This window comes from Micromonospora sp. LOL_014 (genome assembly GCF_048060245.1).
GTDB lineage: Bacteria > Actinomycetota > Actinomycetes > Mycobacteriales > Micromonosporaceae > Micromonospora_E.
In genome coordinates this window covers 81258-98712 of the sequence record NZ_JBHMIP010000010.1, presented here as the reverse complement: position 1 = coordinate 98712, position 17455 = coordinate 81258, and the positions used below count along the sequence as shown (strand labels likewise).

General features: G+C 69.8%; 18 protein-coding genes and 1 pseudogene. 5 read left to right on the top strand and 14 right to left on the bottom strand.

From position 1 onward, the window contains the following. Positions 1-9: 9 nt before the first annotated feature. Positions 10-4269 (bottom strand): carbohydrate-binding protein, encoded by a 4260-nt coding sequence (locus ACFHW1_RS11280; protein ID WP_416615359.1) that lies wholly within the window; start codon positions 4267-4269, stop codon positions 10-12. Between the two features lie 322 nt (positions 4270-4591). On the opposite strand from ACFHW1_RS11280, the gene ACFHW1_RS11275 reads away from it, so the two are divergent. Beyond that, positions 4592-5227, top strand: coding sequence for an MOSC domain-containing protein (locus tag ACFHW1_RS11275; protein ID WP_416554161.1), 636 nt, complete (start codon positions 4592-4594; stop codon positions 5225-5227). Positions 5228-5365: 138 nt separating this feature from the next. Here ACFHW1_RS11275 and ACFHW1_RS11270 read toward each other — a convergent pair whose 3' ends face one another. After that, the gene (locus tag ACFHW1_RS11270) at positions 5366-5665 is read right to left on the bottom strand and encodes a hypothetical protein (RefSeq protein ID WP_416554159.1); all 300 of its coding nucleotides are present in this window, start codon (positions 5663-5665) and stop codon (positions 5366-5368) included. Between the two features lie 28 nt (positions 5666-5693). Further along, positions 5694-6641, bottom strand: a complete 948-nt coding sequence (locus ACFHW1_RS11265; protein ID WP_416568239.1) for an alpha-ketoacid dehydrogenase subunit beta — start codon at positions 6639-6641, stop codon at positions 5694-5696. Between ACFHW1_RS11265 and ACFHW1_RS11260 the strand changes: the two are divergent. Continuing rightward, positions 6568-6723: pseudogene (locus ACFHW1_RS11260) on the top strand (cupin domain-containing protein); the annotation flags it as partial. The gene ACFHW1_RS11265 and the pseudogene ACFHW1_RS11260 overlap by 74 nt on opposite strands. A 197-nt stretch (positions 6724-6920) precedes the next feature. Here the strand turns inward: ACFHW1_RS11260 and ACFHW1_RS11255 are convergent. The 3 genes from ACFHW1_RS11255 to ACFHW1_RS11245 form a co-directional block, all read right to left on the bottom strand. After that, complete coding sequence (locus ACFHW1_RS11255; RefSeq protein WP_416554155.1) at positions 6921-8201, bottom strand: glycosyltransferase; 1281 nt, start codon at positions 8199-8201, stop codon at positions 6921-6923. Further along, positions 8198-8659 carry a GbsR/MarR family transcriptional regulator gene (locus tag ACFHW1_RS11250; RefSeq protein WP_416554153.1) on the bottom strand — a complete coding sequence of 154 codons (462 nt, stop codon included), beginning with the start codon at positions 8657-8659 and terminating at the stop codon, positions 8198-8200. The genes ACFHW1_RS11255 and ACFHW1_RS11250 overlap by 4 nt, the downstream gene beginning before the upstream one ends. A gap of 126 nt (positions 8660-8785) precedes the next feature. Then, complete coding sequence (locus ACFHW1_RS11245) at positions 8786-9700, bottom strand: SDR family NAD(P)-dependent oxidoreductase (RefSeq protein WP_416615358.1); 915 nt, start codon at positions 9698-9700, stop codon at positions 8786-8788. A gap of 87 nt (positions 9701-9787) precedes the next feature. On the opposite strand from ACFHW1_RS11245, the gene ACFHW1_RS11240 reads away from it, so the two are divergent. Then, on the top strand, positions 9788-10363 hold the full coding sequence (locus tag ACFHW1_RS11240; RefSeq protein WP_416554149.1) for a TetR/AcrR family transcriptional regulator: 576 nt from the start codon (positions 9788-9790) through the stop codon (positions 10361-10363). 89 nt (positions 10364-10452) lie between these two features. After that, on the top strand, positions 10453-10626 hold the full coding sequence (locus ACFHW1_RS11235; protein WP_416554147.1) for a hypothetical protein: 174 nt from the start codon (positions 10453-10455) through the stop codon (positions 10624-10626). A 34-nt stretch (positions 10627-10660) separates the two neighbouring features. On the opposite strand, the gene ACFHW1_RS11230 is transcribed toward ACFHW1_RS11235, so the two are convergent. The 5 genes from ACFHW1_RS11230 to ACFHW1_RS11210 all read right to left on the bottom strand — a co-directional run bounded on the left by ACFHW1_RS11230 (position 10661) and on the right by ACFHW1_RS11210 (position 14134). After that, on the bottom strand, positions 10661-11836 hold the full coding sequence (locus ACFHW1_RS11230; protein WP_416568236.1) for a helix-turn-helix domain-containing protein: 1176 nt from the start codon (positions 11834-11836) through the stop codon (positions 10661-10663). Then, entirely contained in the window at positions 11833-12117 is a 285-nt protein-coding gene (locus ACFHW1_RS11225; protein ID WP_416615356.1) for a hypothetical protein, read from the bottom strand. Before ACFHW1_RS11225 ends, ACFHW1_RS11230 begins: the two co-directional genes overlap by 4 nt. After that, entirely contained in the window at positions 12114-12287 is a 174-nt protein-coding gene (locus ACFHW1_RS11220; RefSeq protein WP_416615355.1) for a hypothetical protein, read from the bottom strand. Before ACFHW1_RS11220 ends, ACFHW1_RS11225 begins: the two co-directional genes overlap by 4 nt. Before the next feature lie 232 nt (positions 12288-12519). Beyond that, the gene (locus ACFHW1_RS11215) at positions 12520-13635 is read right to left on the bottom strand and encodes a helix-turn-helix domain-containing protein (RefSeq protein ID WP_416554141.1); all 1116 of its coding nucleotides are present in this window, start codon (positions 13633-13635) and stop codon (positions 12520-12522) included. Positions 13636-13798: 163 nt separating this feature from the next. Then, a complete protein-coding gene (locus ACFHW1_RS11210; RefSeq protein ID WP_416554139.1) occupies positions 13799-14134 on the bottom strand; it encodes a hypothetical protein in 336 nt (111 codons plus the stop codon). A 192-nt stretch (positions 14135-14326) separates the two neighbouring features. Between ACFHW1_RS11210 and ACFHW1_RS11205 the strand changes: the two genes are divergently transcribed. Beyond that, complete coding sequence (locus ACFHW1_RS11205; protein WP_416554137.1) at positions 14327-15010, top strand: transposase family protein; 684 nt, start codon at positions 14327-14329, stop codon at positions 15008-15010. Here ACFHW1_RS11205 and ACFHW1_RS11200 read toward each other — a convergent pair. The 3 genes from ACFHW1_RS11200 to ACFHW1_RS11190 are packed head-to-tail and all read right to left on the bottom strand — an operon-like array spanning position 14964 to position 17448. After that, complete coding sequence (locus ACFHW1_RS11200; protein WP_416615354.1) at positions 14964-15671, bottom strand: DUF624 domain-containing protein; 708 nt, start codon at positions 15669-15671, stop codon at positions 14964-14966. The two genes, ACFHW1_RS11205 and ACFHW1_RS11200, sit on opposite strands and share 47 nt — an antisense overlap. Positions 15672-15682: 11 nt before the next feature. Continuing rightward, a complete protein-coding gene (locus tag ACFHW1_RS11195; RefSeq protein ID WP_416568806.1) occupies positions 15683-16504 on the bottom strand; it encodes a carbohydrate ABC transporter permease in 822 nt (273 codons plus the stop codon). Beyond that, positions 16501-17448 carry a carbohydrate ABC transporter permease gene (locus tag ACFHW1_RS11190; RefSeq protein WP_416554131.1) on the bottom strand — a complete coding sequence of 316 codons (948 nt, stop codon included), beginning with the start codon at positions 17446-17448 and terminating at the stop codon, positions 16501-16503. The genes ACFHW1_RS11195 and ACFHW1_RS11190 overlap by 4 nt, the downstream gene beginning before the upstream one ends. Positions 17449-17455 lie beyond the last annotated feature (7 nt).

Below are 17455 nucleotides of genomic sequence, written 5' to 3'. Positions count from 1 at the left end.
GGAGCGGGATCAGCAGGCACCAACCCGTTTCCAGGGGCCCCACCCGGAGGCGGCAGGTTGCTGGTCCCGCGTCCACCACTGTGCGGTCCACAGCTGCCCGTCATGCTCGACGGTCTCGCCGCCGGTGTAGATCCACGACGACGTCCACTCCGGGTAGAAATCGCTGCCGCAGTGCTGGTAGGCACCGAGCTCGGCCCAGGCACCCCACTGCGTGGCACCCGGTACCTGGTTCCTCGTCCACCACTGGGCCTGGTACGCCCGGCCGGCGTGGAACACGAGATCACCCTCGGTGTACACCTGCGACGGCTCCCAGGTGGGTACCACCGGCGTCCACTGGGCGTACAGCGTCGCCGCGGTTTGGGCCAGGGCCGACACCTCGGTGGCGGCGGTCACCGTGGTGCCGCTGCCGTCGGCGGCGGTGTTCCAACCGGCGAACTCGAACGCGGGCCTGCGCAGACCGGTGCCCGGCGCGTCCAGACCCGCATCGGTCCGCAACAGACCATTGCGCGCCTCGGGGGCCGTGCCGATGCCGCCGTTGACGTCGTACGACACGGAGTAGACCCCCTCGACCGCAGCGGCCCACGACAGCATCGGCGACTGGTTGTTGGTCGCCCGCAGCCGGATGGTCACCGGCCCGGCCGCGGCCAGGTCGATGTCGTAGCTCAACACCCTCGACGGCGTGGCGGTGTCGAGGGTGACCTGCGCTCCGACCTGGTGCGCGGCACCGTCATAGTCCAGGAACACGTCGTAGCCGCGACTGTTGCCGGGCCACCAGGAGTGGCTGCCCGCCACGATCGTGTGGCGACCCGCCGGCAGGGTGAAGGTGTAACTGAGGGTCGCCCCCACCTGGTTGGCCGTGTACACCCCCGTGGTGGTCGTCTTGCTGTAGTCACCAGCGACGATCCCCTTGTACCGGATGTCACGGTCGCCGGCGGCGTTGGACGCCCCGAGGCCCCAGGTCGCATCGCCTTCGAGGACCTGGTCGGGTGCGCCGTTGCGCAGATCGTCGCCCAGCAGTTCGGCGACCGCCGCGTGGGCCGGCGAGTTGTAGCCCAGGGTGCCGGCCGCGGTCCCGTTGACGTCCGCGAAGTACCTCAGCCCTGGCGGCACGACCTCGACCCAGGCGGTCGTGGTGGCACCACCGTGGCTGCCCCGGACGGCGACCGTCGTCCACGCCTGGCTGACGTCGATTCCGTCGAGATCCCAGGTCACCGCGAGATCCCGGGTGGTGCCGTCGGTGAGCGTGGCGGGCAGCGTCGCCGGCAGGTCGTCCGGCGCCTGGCCGAGGAAGGTCGCCCGCCAGACCTGCGGCAGCGCGGCCACCCGATTGGCCAGCGGGTAGCTGGCCGCCTGAAGCCGGGAGACGATCTGCCGGGCGCCCTCCCCGTCGAGCCGATAGCCCACCGGGTCGGCCACCGCACGACCGGCCATCGCGATGTTGGACTGCAGCAGCGCCCAGTCCCGGTCGGTGAAGTCCTCGGTCCGCTCGATCCGCGAGGCTACCGCCAACGCCTGGCTGACAGCATCGCTCGACGCCGGCTCGGTTGCCGGCGTCCCCAGGACACCGACCGAGTCGACCACCAGCGTCCCGGCGATCACCTCAAAGGTCACAGTGTGCCGACCCCACGGCAGTCCTCGCACGGCCACGGTCTGCTGGAAGTTGGTGACGGACCTGGTCGGCAGGTTCGTCGCGACGAGTTCGCCGTCGACCCGCACGTCGAGCCGGGCGCTGCCGTCGTTGACTCCCGTGACGTCGATCCCGGAACCGGTGAACGTGTACGCGAGGGTGGCACCGGGCCCCCGACTGGTCGACGACGAGCGATGATATTCGTACATGCTGCCGCCGTTGGCGTGCCGCCAGTCTCCGCTGTAGGCGAGCCGTGCGGCCGGCGGGTCGGCCAGGTCGTTCATCTCCAGATTGTCGAGGAGTTCGCGGTAGTACGGCAGGTAGCCCGGCACCCGCTCGATCGTCAGGTTGTCGAACCGGGTGTGGTGGAAGCCGCTGGCGAGGTCGACGCGACCGGACAGGTACGGCACGTCGTCGGTCCAGCTGAACACCTGGTCGCCGTTGACGAAGCCGGTGATCTGGTGACCGGCGACCCGGATCGCCAACCGGTGCCAGGCGGTGGCGTCGAATCCGGCGACGGTCCCGCCGGAGATCGTCCTACCGGTACGGCGGAACTGCCAGGTCCCGTCGGAGGCCAGCAGCAACGCATAGGGTGTGCCGCTCAGACTGTGTGAGCTGCCACCGCCGGTCGAACGCGCGCCGATGGCTGCGTAGTTGTCCGACGCCGGGCCCCGGTCGAACCGCACGTCGACGCCCGCCTGGTAGTTGGTCCAGCGCAGATCACCGACGCCGGTGACGGGATCGGCGCTGTTCCAGGCACCGCCGACACCGGTCGTCGCCCGGTCGATCTGCTGGCGCAGCACGTTGTTCCCGTCGCCGGTCCGCACCGTCTCGAAGGCACCGTTCCGGTCCCAGGTGTACAGCGGGATGGCGCCCGTGTCGCCGCCACGGGAGTCGATGAAGCTCTCGGTCTGGCTCGTGACGACGCCACCCGGACCGATCACCGGCACGGTCCGGCCGACGTAGTCGAAGTCGTCGGCCCACAGCACGCCGTGCTCCGGGTCGGCGTCGAGCACCGTGCGCTCGCCCTCGACCGGCAGCGGCGTGGCCCACTCCGGATCTGCGGTGACGTCGAGCGAGGTGACGGTGACGATGGAGTATGGTTCGACGCTGACCTGGTAGCCGCCGGTGACGCCGGGCACCGCATCGGCGACGTGGCGCTTGTAGTTGGCGTCGAACGCCTCGCCGCCGCTGGCAGCCCCGGTCTGCCAGACGGCGAGTTTCGGGTCGACCCCGAGATCGAAACCGACCGGCGTGATCTCATAGGTCCGTGCGTACTCGGAGTCGTTGACGATCACGGTCGAGAAGTCCGACCGGTCCGGCGCGGCCATGGTGAGGTAGTTGGGCTGACCGTTGCGCCCGACGACCGGGTTGGTGCCGGTGGCGGTGGAGGCGCTGGCCTGCGGGACAACCCGCCAGACCCCGGCGGTGTTGGAGTCGTTCTCCCAACCGGTCTGCGCGAAGCTGGTGAAGTGCTGCAGCACGGCGAGTCCCGCGTCGTAGTGAATCCACCCTGACCACGGGTCGCGGGCGGACACGAGCTCCTTGAAGGAGTACTGGCCGCCTTCGAAAAACGAGCCGATGGCGGGTTGGTAGACGAAGTGCGTCCGCCGCGACATCACGAAGCCCTTGACGATGGTGTTGGCCATCTCCAGCGCGCTGCCCGTGCCGCCGATGCCGGTGCCCGGCACGGTCGGGTCTGCCGTGTTGTTGTTCTGCCGGAACGACGAGTTGCTGAAGGTGGCCTGCGCCTCGCTGTTCCAGATTTCCTTGTCGAACTGCTCGGCGAGCCGGGTGAAGTTGTGCTGACCGTCGTCGTTCGTGTTGTAGTGGTAGCCGGCCACCGCGACTGCGTCGCGCAGCTCGGCGTCGCCGACCATCGCGCCGCCGAAGCTGCCGATGCCGACCTCGTCGGAGATGACGACCTTGATCTGGTGGTAGAGCTGCGCCTCGCCGGGGCGGAAGCCGGCCAGTGCGGGATCGTCGCTGACGTAGCCGGTGGTGTCGCTGCGCACCTGGTTCGCGTACTGCTTGGTCCAGGTGAGATCGGCGGTGTGCTCGTTCACCCCGGGGTTGACGTAGTCGACCATGAAGCCGTACTCGCGGTAGGCCGCCAGGATGGTGTTCTTGTACCAGGTGTAGATCTTGTCGTTGGTGTTCGCCCACGCCGGCGCGTTCCACCGCAGGATGCTGACCTTGAGGTCGGGGTTGACCTTCCTGGCGTCGGCGGCCAGTTGGAAGCCCGGGTGCCGGGCCACGTTCGCCGGCTCGGTCTCCCGGCGCATGGTGGCCGGGTCGGGTCCGGTCGAGTTGTTCCGGTCGTTGCCCATCTCGATCTTGACGTGGCTCATGACGGGTCGGTCGCCGCCGAAGAGGACCCGCAGCAGCCGCGCGTACGTCTCGGGGTGCTGGGCCTTGTAGTCCATCAGCACGGCGCTGGTGCTGTTCGCGCTCAGCACGCCGAAGCCTTTGAAGGTCAGGCCGTTGACGTTGTCAGCCGCGACGACGCTCGCGTCCACGGTGATGTCGACGGTCGCCGCAGCCGCAGGTGCAGCCGCAGCGGTAGACGTACCAGAGACCAGTTGAGCTGGCGCGATCATCCCGAGCACGAGCAGGGCTGCGACGGCTGATCCACGTCTCATGAATATCTCCTTCTGCCGACCGCATGTTTCTGTCCGATGCACGGCTGGTCTCGCGACAGTAAATCGATCGAAAGACACCAGTCAACAACAGAAAAGAACAGAGTCGATCGCATCCGATCGCAATCGACCGCACCGCACTGGCCGGGTGCGCCCTCAGGTGATCCCGGTTGGCATCATGGTGCCAGTAACCGCAGCCAGCCGCCCTACGCGGCGGCGCAAGGTGGTCACAAAGAAACAGAACCGATCACGAAGCTTCAGTCGGCGGGAACGCGGTCGGCCAGACAGCAGGCGACGACGCGAAAAGCTTTGGCACACTACGGGCATGGACCGGCCCACGGCGCACACCACGACTCCCCGCCACCTGACCACCGCCGAGCTCACCGCCGGGCTCGCGGAGGTGGCTCGCTCCCCGCGCGGCTCCGGCACGCTGCACCTCGTGGTCCGCCGGCCGGCCGTTGCCGAGCGGGAACTGCTGGCCGAGGGGAGGCTCGACATCACCGACGGGCTGGTCGGCGACGGCTGGGCGCAGCGCGGCAGTTCGGCGACCAGTGACGGGTCTGCGCACCCGGACCGGCAGCTCACCGTGATGAACTCCCGGTTCGTCCGGCTGGTCGCCGGCGACGACCCGCAGCACTGGGGGCTGGCCGGCGACCAGCTCTTCGCCGACCTCGACCTGCACGCCGACGCGCTGCCCGCCGGCACCCGACTGGCGGTCGGCGACGAGGCGGTCATCGAGGTGACGGCCGAGCCGCACACCGGGTGCGCGAAGTTCGCCAACCGCTACGGACGCGACGCGCACAAGCTGGTCTGGAGTGAGCAGGGTCGCCAGGCCCGGCTGCGTGGCCTCTACGCCCGCGTCGTGGTCGGTGGCGTCATCCGGCCCGGCGACCAGATCCGGGTACTCGGCACGGCCGACGCCACCGAGGGAACCGCTATGGCCCTCAACCCGCCGGTTTAAGGGTCATACAGGTTCCCTCGTCACGAAACGCCGGTCGTCAGCCCGAGCGCCGTCGCCAGCCGGGCGACGCCGGCAGTGTCCGGCCCGCACCGGGCAGTCTCCGCCACGAGGGTACGGGCGGAGGGCCGGCAGCGGATCTCAGCCGGTGCGACGCGGTCCGCCTCGACCACCCACCGACCCGCCGCTTTGAAGTCGCCGACGTCGAGGTACGCCCGCGCGGAAGCTCGCCTGCCGGTAGTTCGGGCCGTCCCCGATCTGCCTGGCCACCTCAGCAGCCTGTGCGATCAGCTCGTCGACGCTGCGGGTTTCGCCGCAGCCGGCGGCGGCCAACCCGGCCTGCAGCAGCAACGTCCCGTGCACCGCGCCGCACTCGACAGACGCCGCGGCGACCCGGCCGGCGGCGGCGAACACTGGGTCATCCGCCGCCGTACCCGCCACAGCGCCACCCGACGCCCCACCGCCACACTCACCGCCGCCCACCCGCGTCGACCCACGTCCACGACACGAAACGCTCGTACAACTCGGCCGGATCGGTGATCCCCGCCTCCTCGACGGCGACCGTCAGCAGCTCACCGACGTCGACCGACAGCGCCAACGGCTCACCCACGTACGCCTCCGCCAACTGCGTCCGACCCGGCGGACACGGCCACGGCGTACCCTCCGAACAGACCGCACAGCACCACGACGGCCGCACCGGCTCATGCACCGGCCCTTTGCCGGTTCCGGGTGTCCTCATCGCAGGTAGTGCCGGCGGAATGTGCGGGGTGGTGATCCGCTGGACCGGCCCGTCCAGGTCCCAGAACACCAGCGGCACCAGCGACCGGACGTCGATGACCTCGACGTCGATGCCCCGGCCAGCGAGTTCGTCGGCGGCCTGCAGCGCCCGGGGCACCATCAGGCCGAGGGCGACGACGGTGGCGTCCCGGCCCGGCCGGCGGATCTTCGCGGTGCCGAGGGTGTCGACGATCTCCCCGTCGGGCACCTCGGCCCGCCCCGCGTACAGTCCCTTGTGTTTGAAGAACAGCACCGGGTCGTCGCTGCGGACGGCGGCGGCCATCAGGCCGATCACGTCGGTCGGGGCGGACGGGCTGACCACCTTCAGACCGGGTACGGCCATCGCCCGGTTCTCCACCGACTGCGAAAGCTGGGCACCGAACCGCAGGCTTCCGCCGTTGCCGGACTTGATCACCAGCGGCAGGCTGACCTGGCCGTTGGTCATGTACCGGGTCTTGGCGATCTGGTTGACCACGATGTCCCAGCGGACCGCGAAAAAGTCGGAGAACATGATCTCGGTGACCGGGCGCAGCCCGGTCATCGCCGCGCCCAGCACCGCACCGAGGATGGCCTGCTCGGAGATCGGGATGTCGACGACCCGGCGCGTCCCGCGTGTGTCCGGCCGGTTCCAGCGACACACCGGCCACGAGCACGCCTACATCATGGAGGGTGAGCTGACCTGCCAGGTCGGCTTCCAGGAGGTCGTGCTCGGCGCCGGGGACAGCATGGTGTTCGACTCGTCCCGCCCGCACCTGCTAAAGAACCGCAGCGACTGGCCGGCGTCGGGTGGACACCGGCATCGATCCGGTGCCGCTGGCTGTACGACGAACAGGTCGGCAACCAGGACGTGCACGCGATCTGGTTCATCGTGCGCCCCAAACCCGACTCGGGACCGTGAACGTCGACGACCCGGGGTCGGTCACGCCGCTGCGGCTTCGATCCGTGCCACCGCGCTCGCGACGCCGTCCTCGGCCGTGACGCGCCGCCCCAACCCGGCCGCCGCGTCCTGGACGTCGGCGTCGGTGGTGACCTGGCGGATCGCGGCGGCGAGCCGCTGCGCGGTGAGTGTGGACTGCGGCACCGGGGCGCTGCCCGCGCCGAGCGCCGCGACTCGCCGACCCCAGAAGAACTGGTCCAGGATGAACGGACAGATCACCGACGGTCGGCCGGCGCGCAGCGCGGCGGCGGTGGTGCCGGCCCCGCCGTGATGCACCACGGCGGACACCCGGGGAAACAACCAGTCGTGCGGAGCCTGCGCGATGGGCAGGACATTGTCCGGCAGGCCAGCCGCGTCCAGCCCGCCCCAGCCGGTGGCGACGATGCCGCGTACGCCGGCCAGGCGCAACGCTTCCCCGACGGCGCGGGTGAGGCGCCGCGGGTCGCGCCCGGCCATGCTGCCGAAGCCGACGTACACCGGCGGGTCGCCTGCGTCGAGGAAGTCGACCAGCTCGGCCGGTGGCTGCCAGCCGGTGGCATCGTCGAGGAACCAGTATCCGGTGAGCTGGGCGTGGCCGGGCCAGTCGGCGGGGCGCGGCAGGACGTGGCCGCTGATCGCGTGCAGCACCGGGATCGGCCGCCCGTCGGGCAGCCGGGTGGCCAGGGCCGCGCCCCTGGTCCTGGTCAGCCCCAACGTCTCCTGCCGGAAGGTGTTGACCATGCCGTCGTACATCCGGTAGCCGGCACCGGCGAGCCGGTAGGTGAGCCGGTTGTACGGGCGGCCCAGCGGCAGCGACGGCATGCCGATCATCGGGAAGTCGCCGGTCGCCACGGACATCGGTACGGGCACCGCCTGCACCGCCGGCACGCCGAGTTTCTCGGCGACGTGTGGGCCGGCCAGCGCCTTGGGGTGGTAGACGATCACTTCCGGGTCGGCCTGGCGGGCCGCCTGCCAGACGTCGGCCAGCAGCCCCCGGTTGATCGGGTTCGCCTGCCGGGCCAGCCTGATGTTGGTCTTGATCGAGCCGAGAAGTCCGGTGGTGTCCTCCATCGCGGCGCGGCCCGCCGCCGAGTCGAGCAGTTGCAGGATCTCGTCGCCGAGGTGGCCGTACGTCAGGCCGTGGTCGGTGACGAAGGACCGAAATCTGGCGCAGGTGGCCAGGGTGACGTCATGGCCGGCCGCCCGCAGCCCGGTGCCGAGCGCCAGGTACGGCTGGACGTCGCCGCGCGATCCGACGGTGACGATCAGGACCCGCACCGTCACACGCTCCTTCCGGTCTGCCGGCGGAACTCCTCCATCAGCGCGGGCGTGCGTTCGATCATGAACGTGTAGAAGTCGCGGGTGTGCCGGAGCCGGTCCGCTTCGGGAGCGTCCGCGTCGCCGACGAGGTCGATGCCGCGCTGCATCAGGTCGATGAAGGTGCGCATCTTGTCTGTGGGGTCGATCGCCCGGGCGAAGGCGTCCGGGTGTATCTCGTACGCGTGGCCCCGGCCGCTGGTCGGCACCCGGCGCACCATGCCGGACTGCTCCAGGGCCCGCATCCCGGCCGAGACGGAGGCCTTGGACAGCCCGACCGCCTCGCACAGTTGTGCGGTGGTCTGGCCCGGCGGGTCGCAGATCAGCAGCCAGCCCAGCAGCTTGCCGAACGCCGGGGTGGTGCCCATCTGAGCGAGGGCGACACCGACCTCTTCGGCGTACCGCCGCCCGGCGTCCGGGTCCACGCGTCATCTCCTCCGTCACCGGCGACATCCCACCACGGGACATCAGTATCACGAACGTTCAGGACTTCCCGAACGTCAACGGTAACACGGCTGCTGGTGACGCGATCCGCAGCGGTCCCACTCAGCTCAGCGGCGGGCGAGCGCCTGGTCGATCAGTTGCTCGCTGTCGGCCCAGAGCTGCTGGGCCCGAGCGACGTCGTACGACTCGGGTGAGGACGGGGCGATCTTCGGACCCTCCAGGTAGGCGCCGGTGGTGCCGTCGAACCGGGCGTCGCTGACCAGGTCGGCCAGGTGCCGGGCGGAGGCCCGGGAGCTGCGCGCGCCGGGCAGCAGCGCGCTGATCAGCGGAGCGGCCATCCGAAAGCCGGTCCGGACGAGCGTCGGATAGTCGCGGGACAGGCTGGTGTCGGGCATCAGCCCCGGGTCGTACGCGTTGACGCTGATCGGCCGCCCGTCCAGGCGGCGGGCGAGCTCGTAGACGAAGTAGATGTTCGCCAGCTTCGACGTCGAGTAGCGGACCCGGCCCGCCGTCGGGGTCGCGTCGGCGTCGGACGGGTCGACGAGCTCGCGGGCACTCGTCCAACGCGGCTCCGGGAAGCCCATGCTCTTCTCCCGCCAGTGGGTGCCGCTGCTGACAATCGCGATCCGGGCCCCGGCGGCCAGGTCATCCAGCAGCCCGGCGACGAGCAGGTGGTGACCGAGGTGGTTGGTGGCGAAGGTCAGCTCGTAGCCGTCGGCGGACCGGCGTACCCCGTCGATGACCTGGACGCCGGCGTTGCCGACGATAGCGTGCAGCGGCGGACGCTGCCCGGACCGGCGCAGTGCCCCGGCCGCGTCCGCGACCGAGCGCAGGTCGGCCAGGTCGATCCGGAGCAGTTCGAGGCTCGCCGCAGGGGTCCGGCGACGGATCTGCCGGGCCGCCGCTTCTCCCCGGCTTTCCGCCCGGTAGCCGAGCACAACGTGCCAGCCCTGGGCGGCGAGCCGCCCGGCGACGCGCAGTCCGAGGCCGGTGGTTGCCCCGGTGATGACGACGGTCCTCATCAGAATGAACCCCTTCATGGGTTGACGTTGTCAACCTGACCTTACGTCGCCCAGGTTGACAGCGTCAACCTGATCTAGGATCGGGCGATGAGCACCCGGGACGACCTGGTCGCCGCAGCGACCGCACTGCTCGACGAGGGCGGCCCCGATCGGGTCACCCTGCGGGAGGTCGGGCGTCGGGCCGGCGTGTCACACAACGCGCCGTACAAGCACTTCACCGACAAGCAGGCCCTGCTGGAGGCCGTCGCCATCCAGGAGTTCGACCGGCTCGACCGGGTCATGACGGCGACGCCGACGCCACGGACCGAGGCCGCCGCGCCGCTGCGGCGCGTCCTGCTCGAATACGTACGCTGGGCGCAGCAGCACCCGCGACGGTTCGCGCTGGTCTACGGGTGGTCGATGAACGCCTCAGCGGACCTGCACGAGCGGGCCGGCGCCACCTGGCGGCGACTCGTCGAGCTGACCGCCGAGGCGCAGGCCGCCGCCGCCCTACCCGCCGGCGACCCGGAACGGGCCGCCGCCCTCGTCCGCGCGTTGGCGCACGGCGCCGCCGACCTGGCCATCACCGGCCACCTGGCAGCCGACGGAAAGGGCCACGCCAGCGCCGAGGACCTGGTCGAGGACCTGCTCCGGGTGCTGGGTCAGGCCGGACGGTCAACCTGATCCGGGCGTGACGCCTGCTCCAGCGCCAGATCGTGGCGCAACACGGCGATATGGATGGCCTGCCCCTCGACCCGCCGACAGGAGAGGCAATGACCGAGTTCCACGACTGGGACGACGTCCGCAGCGAACTGCACGATGGGGACGATGCCGCGCTGGCGACGGAACGCGCGCGTACCGAGGCATGGATCAGTGCCTTCCACCTCACCGAGGAACGCGGTGACGCTGCCCGGCTGACGCTGGCGAGGGAACCTGTATTGTCGTGAAACTGGCGGGTTGAGGGTCATACAGGTTCCCTCGTTACGAAACGCCGGTCGTCAGCCCGAGCGCCGTCGCCAGCCGGGCGACGCCGGCCGCGTCCGGCCCGCACCGGGCGATCTCCGCCACGACCGTACGGGCGGAAGGCCGGCAGCGGATCTCAGCCGGTACGACGCGGTCCGCCTCGACGAGCCAGCGTCCTGCCGCTACGAAGTCACCGACGTCGAGGTACGCCCGCGCGGCGTCCACCAGGTACGCCGCCCGATGCTCCGCCGGCAGTCCACGCCACGTCAGCTGCCGGGTGGCCGTTTCGTGTCGGCGTACCGCCTGCCGGGCGTCGCCCGACTCCACGGCCGCCGCGACGTGCGCCAGCTCGACAGCCGCCGGGCCGAAGCTCGCCGTACGGTAGTCCAGCCCGTCGCCGATGCGGCCAGCGACGTCAGCGGCCCGGCCGAGCAGCTCGTCGACGCTGCGGGTTTCGCCGCAGCCGGCAGCGGCCAACCCGGCCTGCAGCAGCAACGTCCCGTACACCGTGCCGCGCTCGACAGACGCCGCCGCGATGCGGTCGGCGGCGGCGACCGTCGTCGTCATCGCCAACCGGTCCTGGCCCAGCCCGCGCAGCGCCTGCCCGAGCGGCACCGCCGCCGAACCGGCCAGCACCGGATCGCTGCCGGCCACGGCCAGCGCCCGATCGGCCGCCAACCAGGCCAGCTCGGGTTCACCGACCTTGACCAGCACGAGCGCGATAATCCGGTAAGCGCGCACCAACAACTCCGCCCCAGGCGCAGGCCGGGTGGCGTGCAGCCGCCGGGCAGCGTCCAGCAACTCCGGCACCGTCCGCAGCAGCCGGGGATAGTCGCCGTGCTGGTACGTCGACCAGGCGTGCTCCACCCGCTGCGTGACCTCCTGTTCCCCTGCCGGTCCGCTGTCGGCGGCGGTGAACACCTCGTAGCTGGCCAGCGCCGCTCGGACCGCCGCCACCCCGTCGACCGCCCCACCGGCCTCCGCTGGCCGGTCCGGGCCGACCAACTCCGCCGGGTCGACCCGCAGCACCTCGGCGACCTGCCGGATCAGCGAGAACCGGTCCAACGTCCGGACACCACGCTCCACCTTCTCCACCCAGCTCTTAGACCGACCGACCCGGTCGGCGAGCACCTGCTGGGTCATCCGCCGCCGTACCCGCCACAGGGCGACCCGACGCCCCACCGCCACGCTCACGGCCGCCCACCCGCATCGATCCCGGTCCCGTCGATCCAGGTCCAAGAGACGAAGCGTTCGTACAGCTCGGCCGGGTCGGTGATGCCGGCCTCCTCGGCGGCCAGGGTCAGCAGTTCGCCGACGTCGACCGACAACGCGACCGGCTCACCGACGTACGCCTCCGCCAACTGCGTGCGGCCCGGCGGACACGGCCACGGCGTCCCGTCCGGACAGACCGCGCAGCACCACGACGGCCGCGTCGGCTCGTGCACCGGCTCCCTGCCGGTTGCGGGTGTCCTCATGGCAGGTAGTGCCGGCCGGCGTTACCGCCCCTGGCCTGCGCCCGGTCGGTACGGGTCGCCGGCCGCCGATCCGGCGGCGGCGCCGTCCGGTCGGCGTACCGCCGCCGGCCCGGCACCGGATAGACCACGTCCATCGGTACGTCCGCACGCTGAAACCACTTCCCGAGCACGCTGCCCCCTCAACGAGTGTTGGAAGGGCGGCGACCCGAGGTGGCTCTCCACGTCGACCCCGAGCCGCCGCCCAGCAGGCGGGCCCGACGCGCGAAAAGGGCGATTACGGGATGCGACGCCGGGCCCAGCTAACGCGAGGCCGCGCCACCGCCGAACTCACAACCCGATACGGGAAGCGATGGCACAACCTCTGCAAGTAGCCTGCCCGGCACATTCAGTAAGGTCCACTGGTCAGCCGTTCGCCGGCCGCTTGCGAACAGCTTGACGCAGACGCGCCGACCCAGTGGCGTCGGCGACCACAGCGACTTCGTCCAACGCCTTCGTCGCCGCTTTCCGGTCGCCGATCGCCGAATGCACGTCGGCCAATGCGAGTAGATAGTCACCGGCCCACTCCGCATGCCGCTGCTCGTAAGGAAGGGCAGCAAGACCAGCGGTCAGGTCTGCGATCGCGGCATCGGCGGCATGCCGGTCAACGCCGGAATGGATCGCGTGTACGAGGCCGCGTTCCATTGTCAGGAAGGCAGACGACCGGTAGTAGTGCCACGGCGGCGGGTCGTCGCCGCTGATCTCGAACTCCGCCCCGAGTTGATCAGCTTCTCGGATTGTCTCAGTCGCTACTTGCCGGCCGTCCACGTGCGCCACGGCCCGAGCGAGCTGAAGTGTGTCATAGACCCGCTCACCGATATAGACCTCGGCGCCGCCAGCAAGCGCTGCTCTGGACAGTTCCGCAGCTTCCGCCGGACGCCCGCACAGTTCCGCCAGATGTCCCTGGAAGCTGATCACGAGAGCGGTCAGGTCGACGTCCCCCGCAGCCACTGCCGCCGCTTCGGCCTGAGCGAGAACTCGACGGGCTTGCGCGTACCGGCCGAGGGTCATCTGCAGCCATCCGACCAGTTGCGCGGACTGTGCGACGACATGCAGCAGCCTGGCTCGACCAGCCCCGGTGGCGCTGGAAGCCAACTGCTCGACCGCAGCCATGTGCGCGGCTGCGGCGTCAACGACCGCAGCCGACCCGACGACATCTTCGAGATGGCGATGTTGGGCGAGGATCACTGCCAGCGCCTCTGCTGCGGCGGCGCTGGTGTCGCCGGCCGCGAGACGGGAACGCTGGTCGTCGTCGAGTTGCCCGGCATCATCGACGACGAGTTGCGCCAGCCGGCCGCTCGCGCCGAGAGCCACGTCGAGGTGCCTGGCGACCTGGATCGTCGGTGTCTTGCGGCCAGCCTCAAGTTCGCACAGGTAGCTGGACGAGTAGGCGACTCGTCGTCCAAGTTCCCGATAGGAGAGACCAGACTGCTTACGCAAGGCACGCAGGGTGGTCGGCCAGCGTGGATCAACGATGATCATCGTCGGGCTCCCTAGCGGGCGGCGTGGAGGGGCGCGGCCGAACCGAGCGCCACCACGTCCGACCGTACCCCTCTCCTGGGACAATCCCCTTGCGACACACGGTTCTGCCAGGAGACCACGTCAGCGGAGCGGCATTTGTCCCAAGGGCCAGCGGCGGCGTCGGTCAGGCCAGTTCACCGTAATGCCGCAGCAGGCTGTTGACCTTGCGCAGCTTGTCGATGGTGTCGGGCGGTGGCGGGTCCGGGTTGAAGTGCATGACGTCGTTGCGGATATGCCGGATCTCGTGCAGTCGGTCGATGAACGTCCGACGGTCGAGTGGCCAACCCAACGTGCTCCAGACGCTGGTGTCGTCCAGGACCCGCAGGTAGTCGCCCATGCTGAGATCGTCGAAGGAGTTGATCGAGCGGTTACACAGCTTGCCCACCTGATCGAGGTCGACCCGACGGGTGATGATCCGGCGCAGGCTCCGGTCCAACTCGCCGATCTGAAAGAAGGGCATTGCCATCTCGCCGTACGCCTGCACCACGTCAGCGGTCGCATGGCCGTTTCAAGATCATTGTGACCGTGGGTGACTGTTGGTGTGTTGGCGTGTCGAGTAGGGACGAAGCTCCGTTAGGACGAGGTCTTCTCAAGGATCTTGTCCACCCGGAGCTTCGTCATGCCGCATTCTGTCACCCCTACCGTCGATCCGGTGTCCACGCCGGTCGTCGGTGACGTCGCGTCGTCGTGTCACGACCTGCTGGAGCTGTTGATCGCGGTGTCCGACGGCCGGTCGGCACAGGGGCGCGACCATCCGGTCGCGGTCGTCCTGACGCTGGTGGCGGCCGCGACCGTGGCCGGAGCGACCGGCTACACGGCGATCGCGGGCTGGGTCGCCGACGTACCGGCCGAGATCATGGACAGCCTCCACGAACGGGTCGCAGCCCGCCCGGCGGGACCGCCGTCCCGGTCGACGATCTGGCGGGTCTGCGCCGACGCCGACGCCGACGTGCTCGACGCCGTCATCGCCGAATGGACAACGACACGACACGCCCACGTCAGAGCCGGCGCGCCGACCCAGTTACGCCTGGACGGCAAGACCGTCGGCGGCGCCGTCGACGACGACGGGAACCAGTTGCACCTGCTGTCCGCTCTCGCCGGAGACCCGCGACCGGGAACGGTGGGCCGTCTGCCCGATCTACCAGGGCACCGTCGCTGGCTCCAGCGTCATCTGGTACGTCGACATCATGGACAGCCTCGCCGAGTACGGGGCCACCATCGCCCCGTCCTGATCATCCGCCGACGGGAGCGGCGTCACCACGTACAGACAAACGGTGACGCCGTTCTCATCACCGAGGGTGCGGCAGGGCGGGGGCCAGTGCGGCGCGGCTGTTGACCCAGACGACCAGCAGCGCGCAGCCGGGCAGCGTCGACAGCGCCAGCAGCGGTGCCTGGTTGACCGACAGCAGGGCGGCCAGCAGCACGACCAGGCTGAGCAGGCTCAGCGGTGCGCGGCGTACCGCCGACCAGGCCGCGGCCCGGACGGTCGCGCGGAGGCCCAGGCCCGGGGCCAGCTCGACCAGGGCCAGCAGCAGCACCGTCGTGGCGGCCACCAGCACGGTCAGCACCACCAGCAGTGGTACGAGCACCGCCGGCCAGCCGGCGTCGTGCAGCCAGACGATGTCGGTCACCAGGACCGCGATCAGCGCTGTCGCCGCCGCCCAGCGCCGCGTCGCTGCGGCGAAGTTCCGCCGGTACGCGCGGAAGTACTCGCGTACCGGTGCCCGGTCGTCGTCCTCGGCCTGCCGCAGGTAGCCGAACGCGGCGGCGACCGCCGGCCCGACGCTGACCGACAGCAGCCCGAAGAAGACCGGGTAGCGCCACGGCTGGGCGACGACGGCGAGCGCGACCAGCAGCGGCAGGTTGGCCACGGCCAGCCCGAGGTTGACCACCAGCACCCGGTGCACCAGTGACCAGATCGTCGACCAGGTGTCCGCGCCGACGTTGATCCGCGCGGTCAGCGGCGGCCGCAGCGGCTGCCGGGCCGGTTGGTGCATGCCGGCCGCCGTCATTTCAACCCACTCGTGGCGATGCCCTGCACGAAGTAGCGCTGGCCGAACAGGAAGACGACCAGGATCGGCAGGATCGACAGCACCGAACCGGTCATGATCATGGCGTACTCGGCCTCGTAGAGCCCGATGAAGGTCCGCAGCCCGATCTGTACGGTCCAGAGGTCGTTGCTGGTCAGGTAGATGAACGGTCCCATGTAGTCGTTCCAGGTGTTGACGAAGGTGAGCAGCGCCAGGCTGGCCAGCGCCGGCTTGGACAGCGGCAGCACGATGCGCGCCCAGATGCCGTACTCGTTGAGGCCGTCGATGCGGGCGGCCTCGGTCAACTCGTCGGGGATGGTCAGGTAGTACTGCCGCATCAGGAACACCCCGAACGCGCCGAACGCCTGCAGCAGGATCAGCGACAGGTGGGTGTTCACCAGGCCGAGCCGCTCCATGATGATGTACTGCGGCACCATGTACGCCTGCCAGGGCACGGCGATCGTGGCGATGTAGGCGAGGAACAGCAGGTCGCGGCCCGGAAAACTGATCTTCGCGAAGCCGTACGCGGCGAAGCTGCCGGTGAGCACCTGCAGGAACGTGATGGTGACGCTGAGAAACATCGAGTTGTACAGGTAGGTGCCGAGCGGGATCCGGTCCCAGATGCGCAGGTAGTTGTCGAAGTGGAACTCCTGCGGGATCCACTGGATCGGCACGGTGAGCACCTGCGAGTCCAGCTTGACTGAGGAAACCAGCATCCAGCCGAACGGCACCAGCACGGCCAGGCCAAGGACGGTCAGCAGCAGCTGCAGGACGGCCCGGCGCAGCACGGCGACAGTCATCGTTCCCCCCTCCGCTGCAACTGGAACTGGACCACCGTGATCACCAGGACGATCACGAACAGCACCATGGCGATCGCCGATGAGTAGCCGAATCGGCCCTGGGTGATCCCCTCCCGAAAGATCAGCTGCGACAGCACCAGCGTGGACCGGCCCGGACCGCCTTCGGTCATCACCTGGATCAGGTCGAACACCTTGAAACTGGAGATGGTCAGCATGATGAGGACGAAGAAGGTGGTGGGTCGCAGCGACGGCACAGTGACGTGCCAGAACCGCTGCCAGGCCGACGCCCCGTCGGTGCGGGCCGCCTCGTACAGCTCGGCCGGGATGGTCTGCAGCCCGGCCAGGTAGAGCACCATGTAGTAGCCCATGTCCCGCCAGACACTGGTGATGATCACTGCCGGCATCGCCCAGGTCGTCGAGGTGGTCCAGCCCGGTGGGTTGTCGATGCCGATCGCCCGCAGCAGCTGGTTGACCGGGCCGGCGTCCGGGTTGAACAGCATGTTCCACACCACCGCGACGGCGACCAACGCGGTGATGTAAGGAAAGAACAACGCGGTACGGAAGAACTGGACCCCGCGTAGTTTCCGGTTGAGCAGTACGGCGAACCCGAGGGCGGCGACCAGGGTCAGCGGGATATGGCCGAGTGCGTAGTAGGTGGTGTTGTAGAGCGCGGTCCAGAAGCTCTCGTTGCTCGCCATCCGCCGGAAGTTGTCCAGCCCCACCCACTCGGGGGTGCTGTACGAGTTCCAGTGCATGAACGCGAGCGCCAGGGAGGCGACCACGGGCACCAGGGTGAGTGCGGCGAAGCCGACGAAGTTCGGCAGGATGAAGCTCCAGCCGGCCAGGGTGTTGCGCCGGCGCAGCCGGCGTGCCGCACCGGTACCCGGCGGCGGACCGCCGGGTACCGGTGTGCGTACGGTGTCGATCGGGGTGTGGATCGCCATGGTGCTG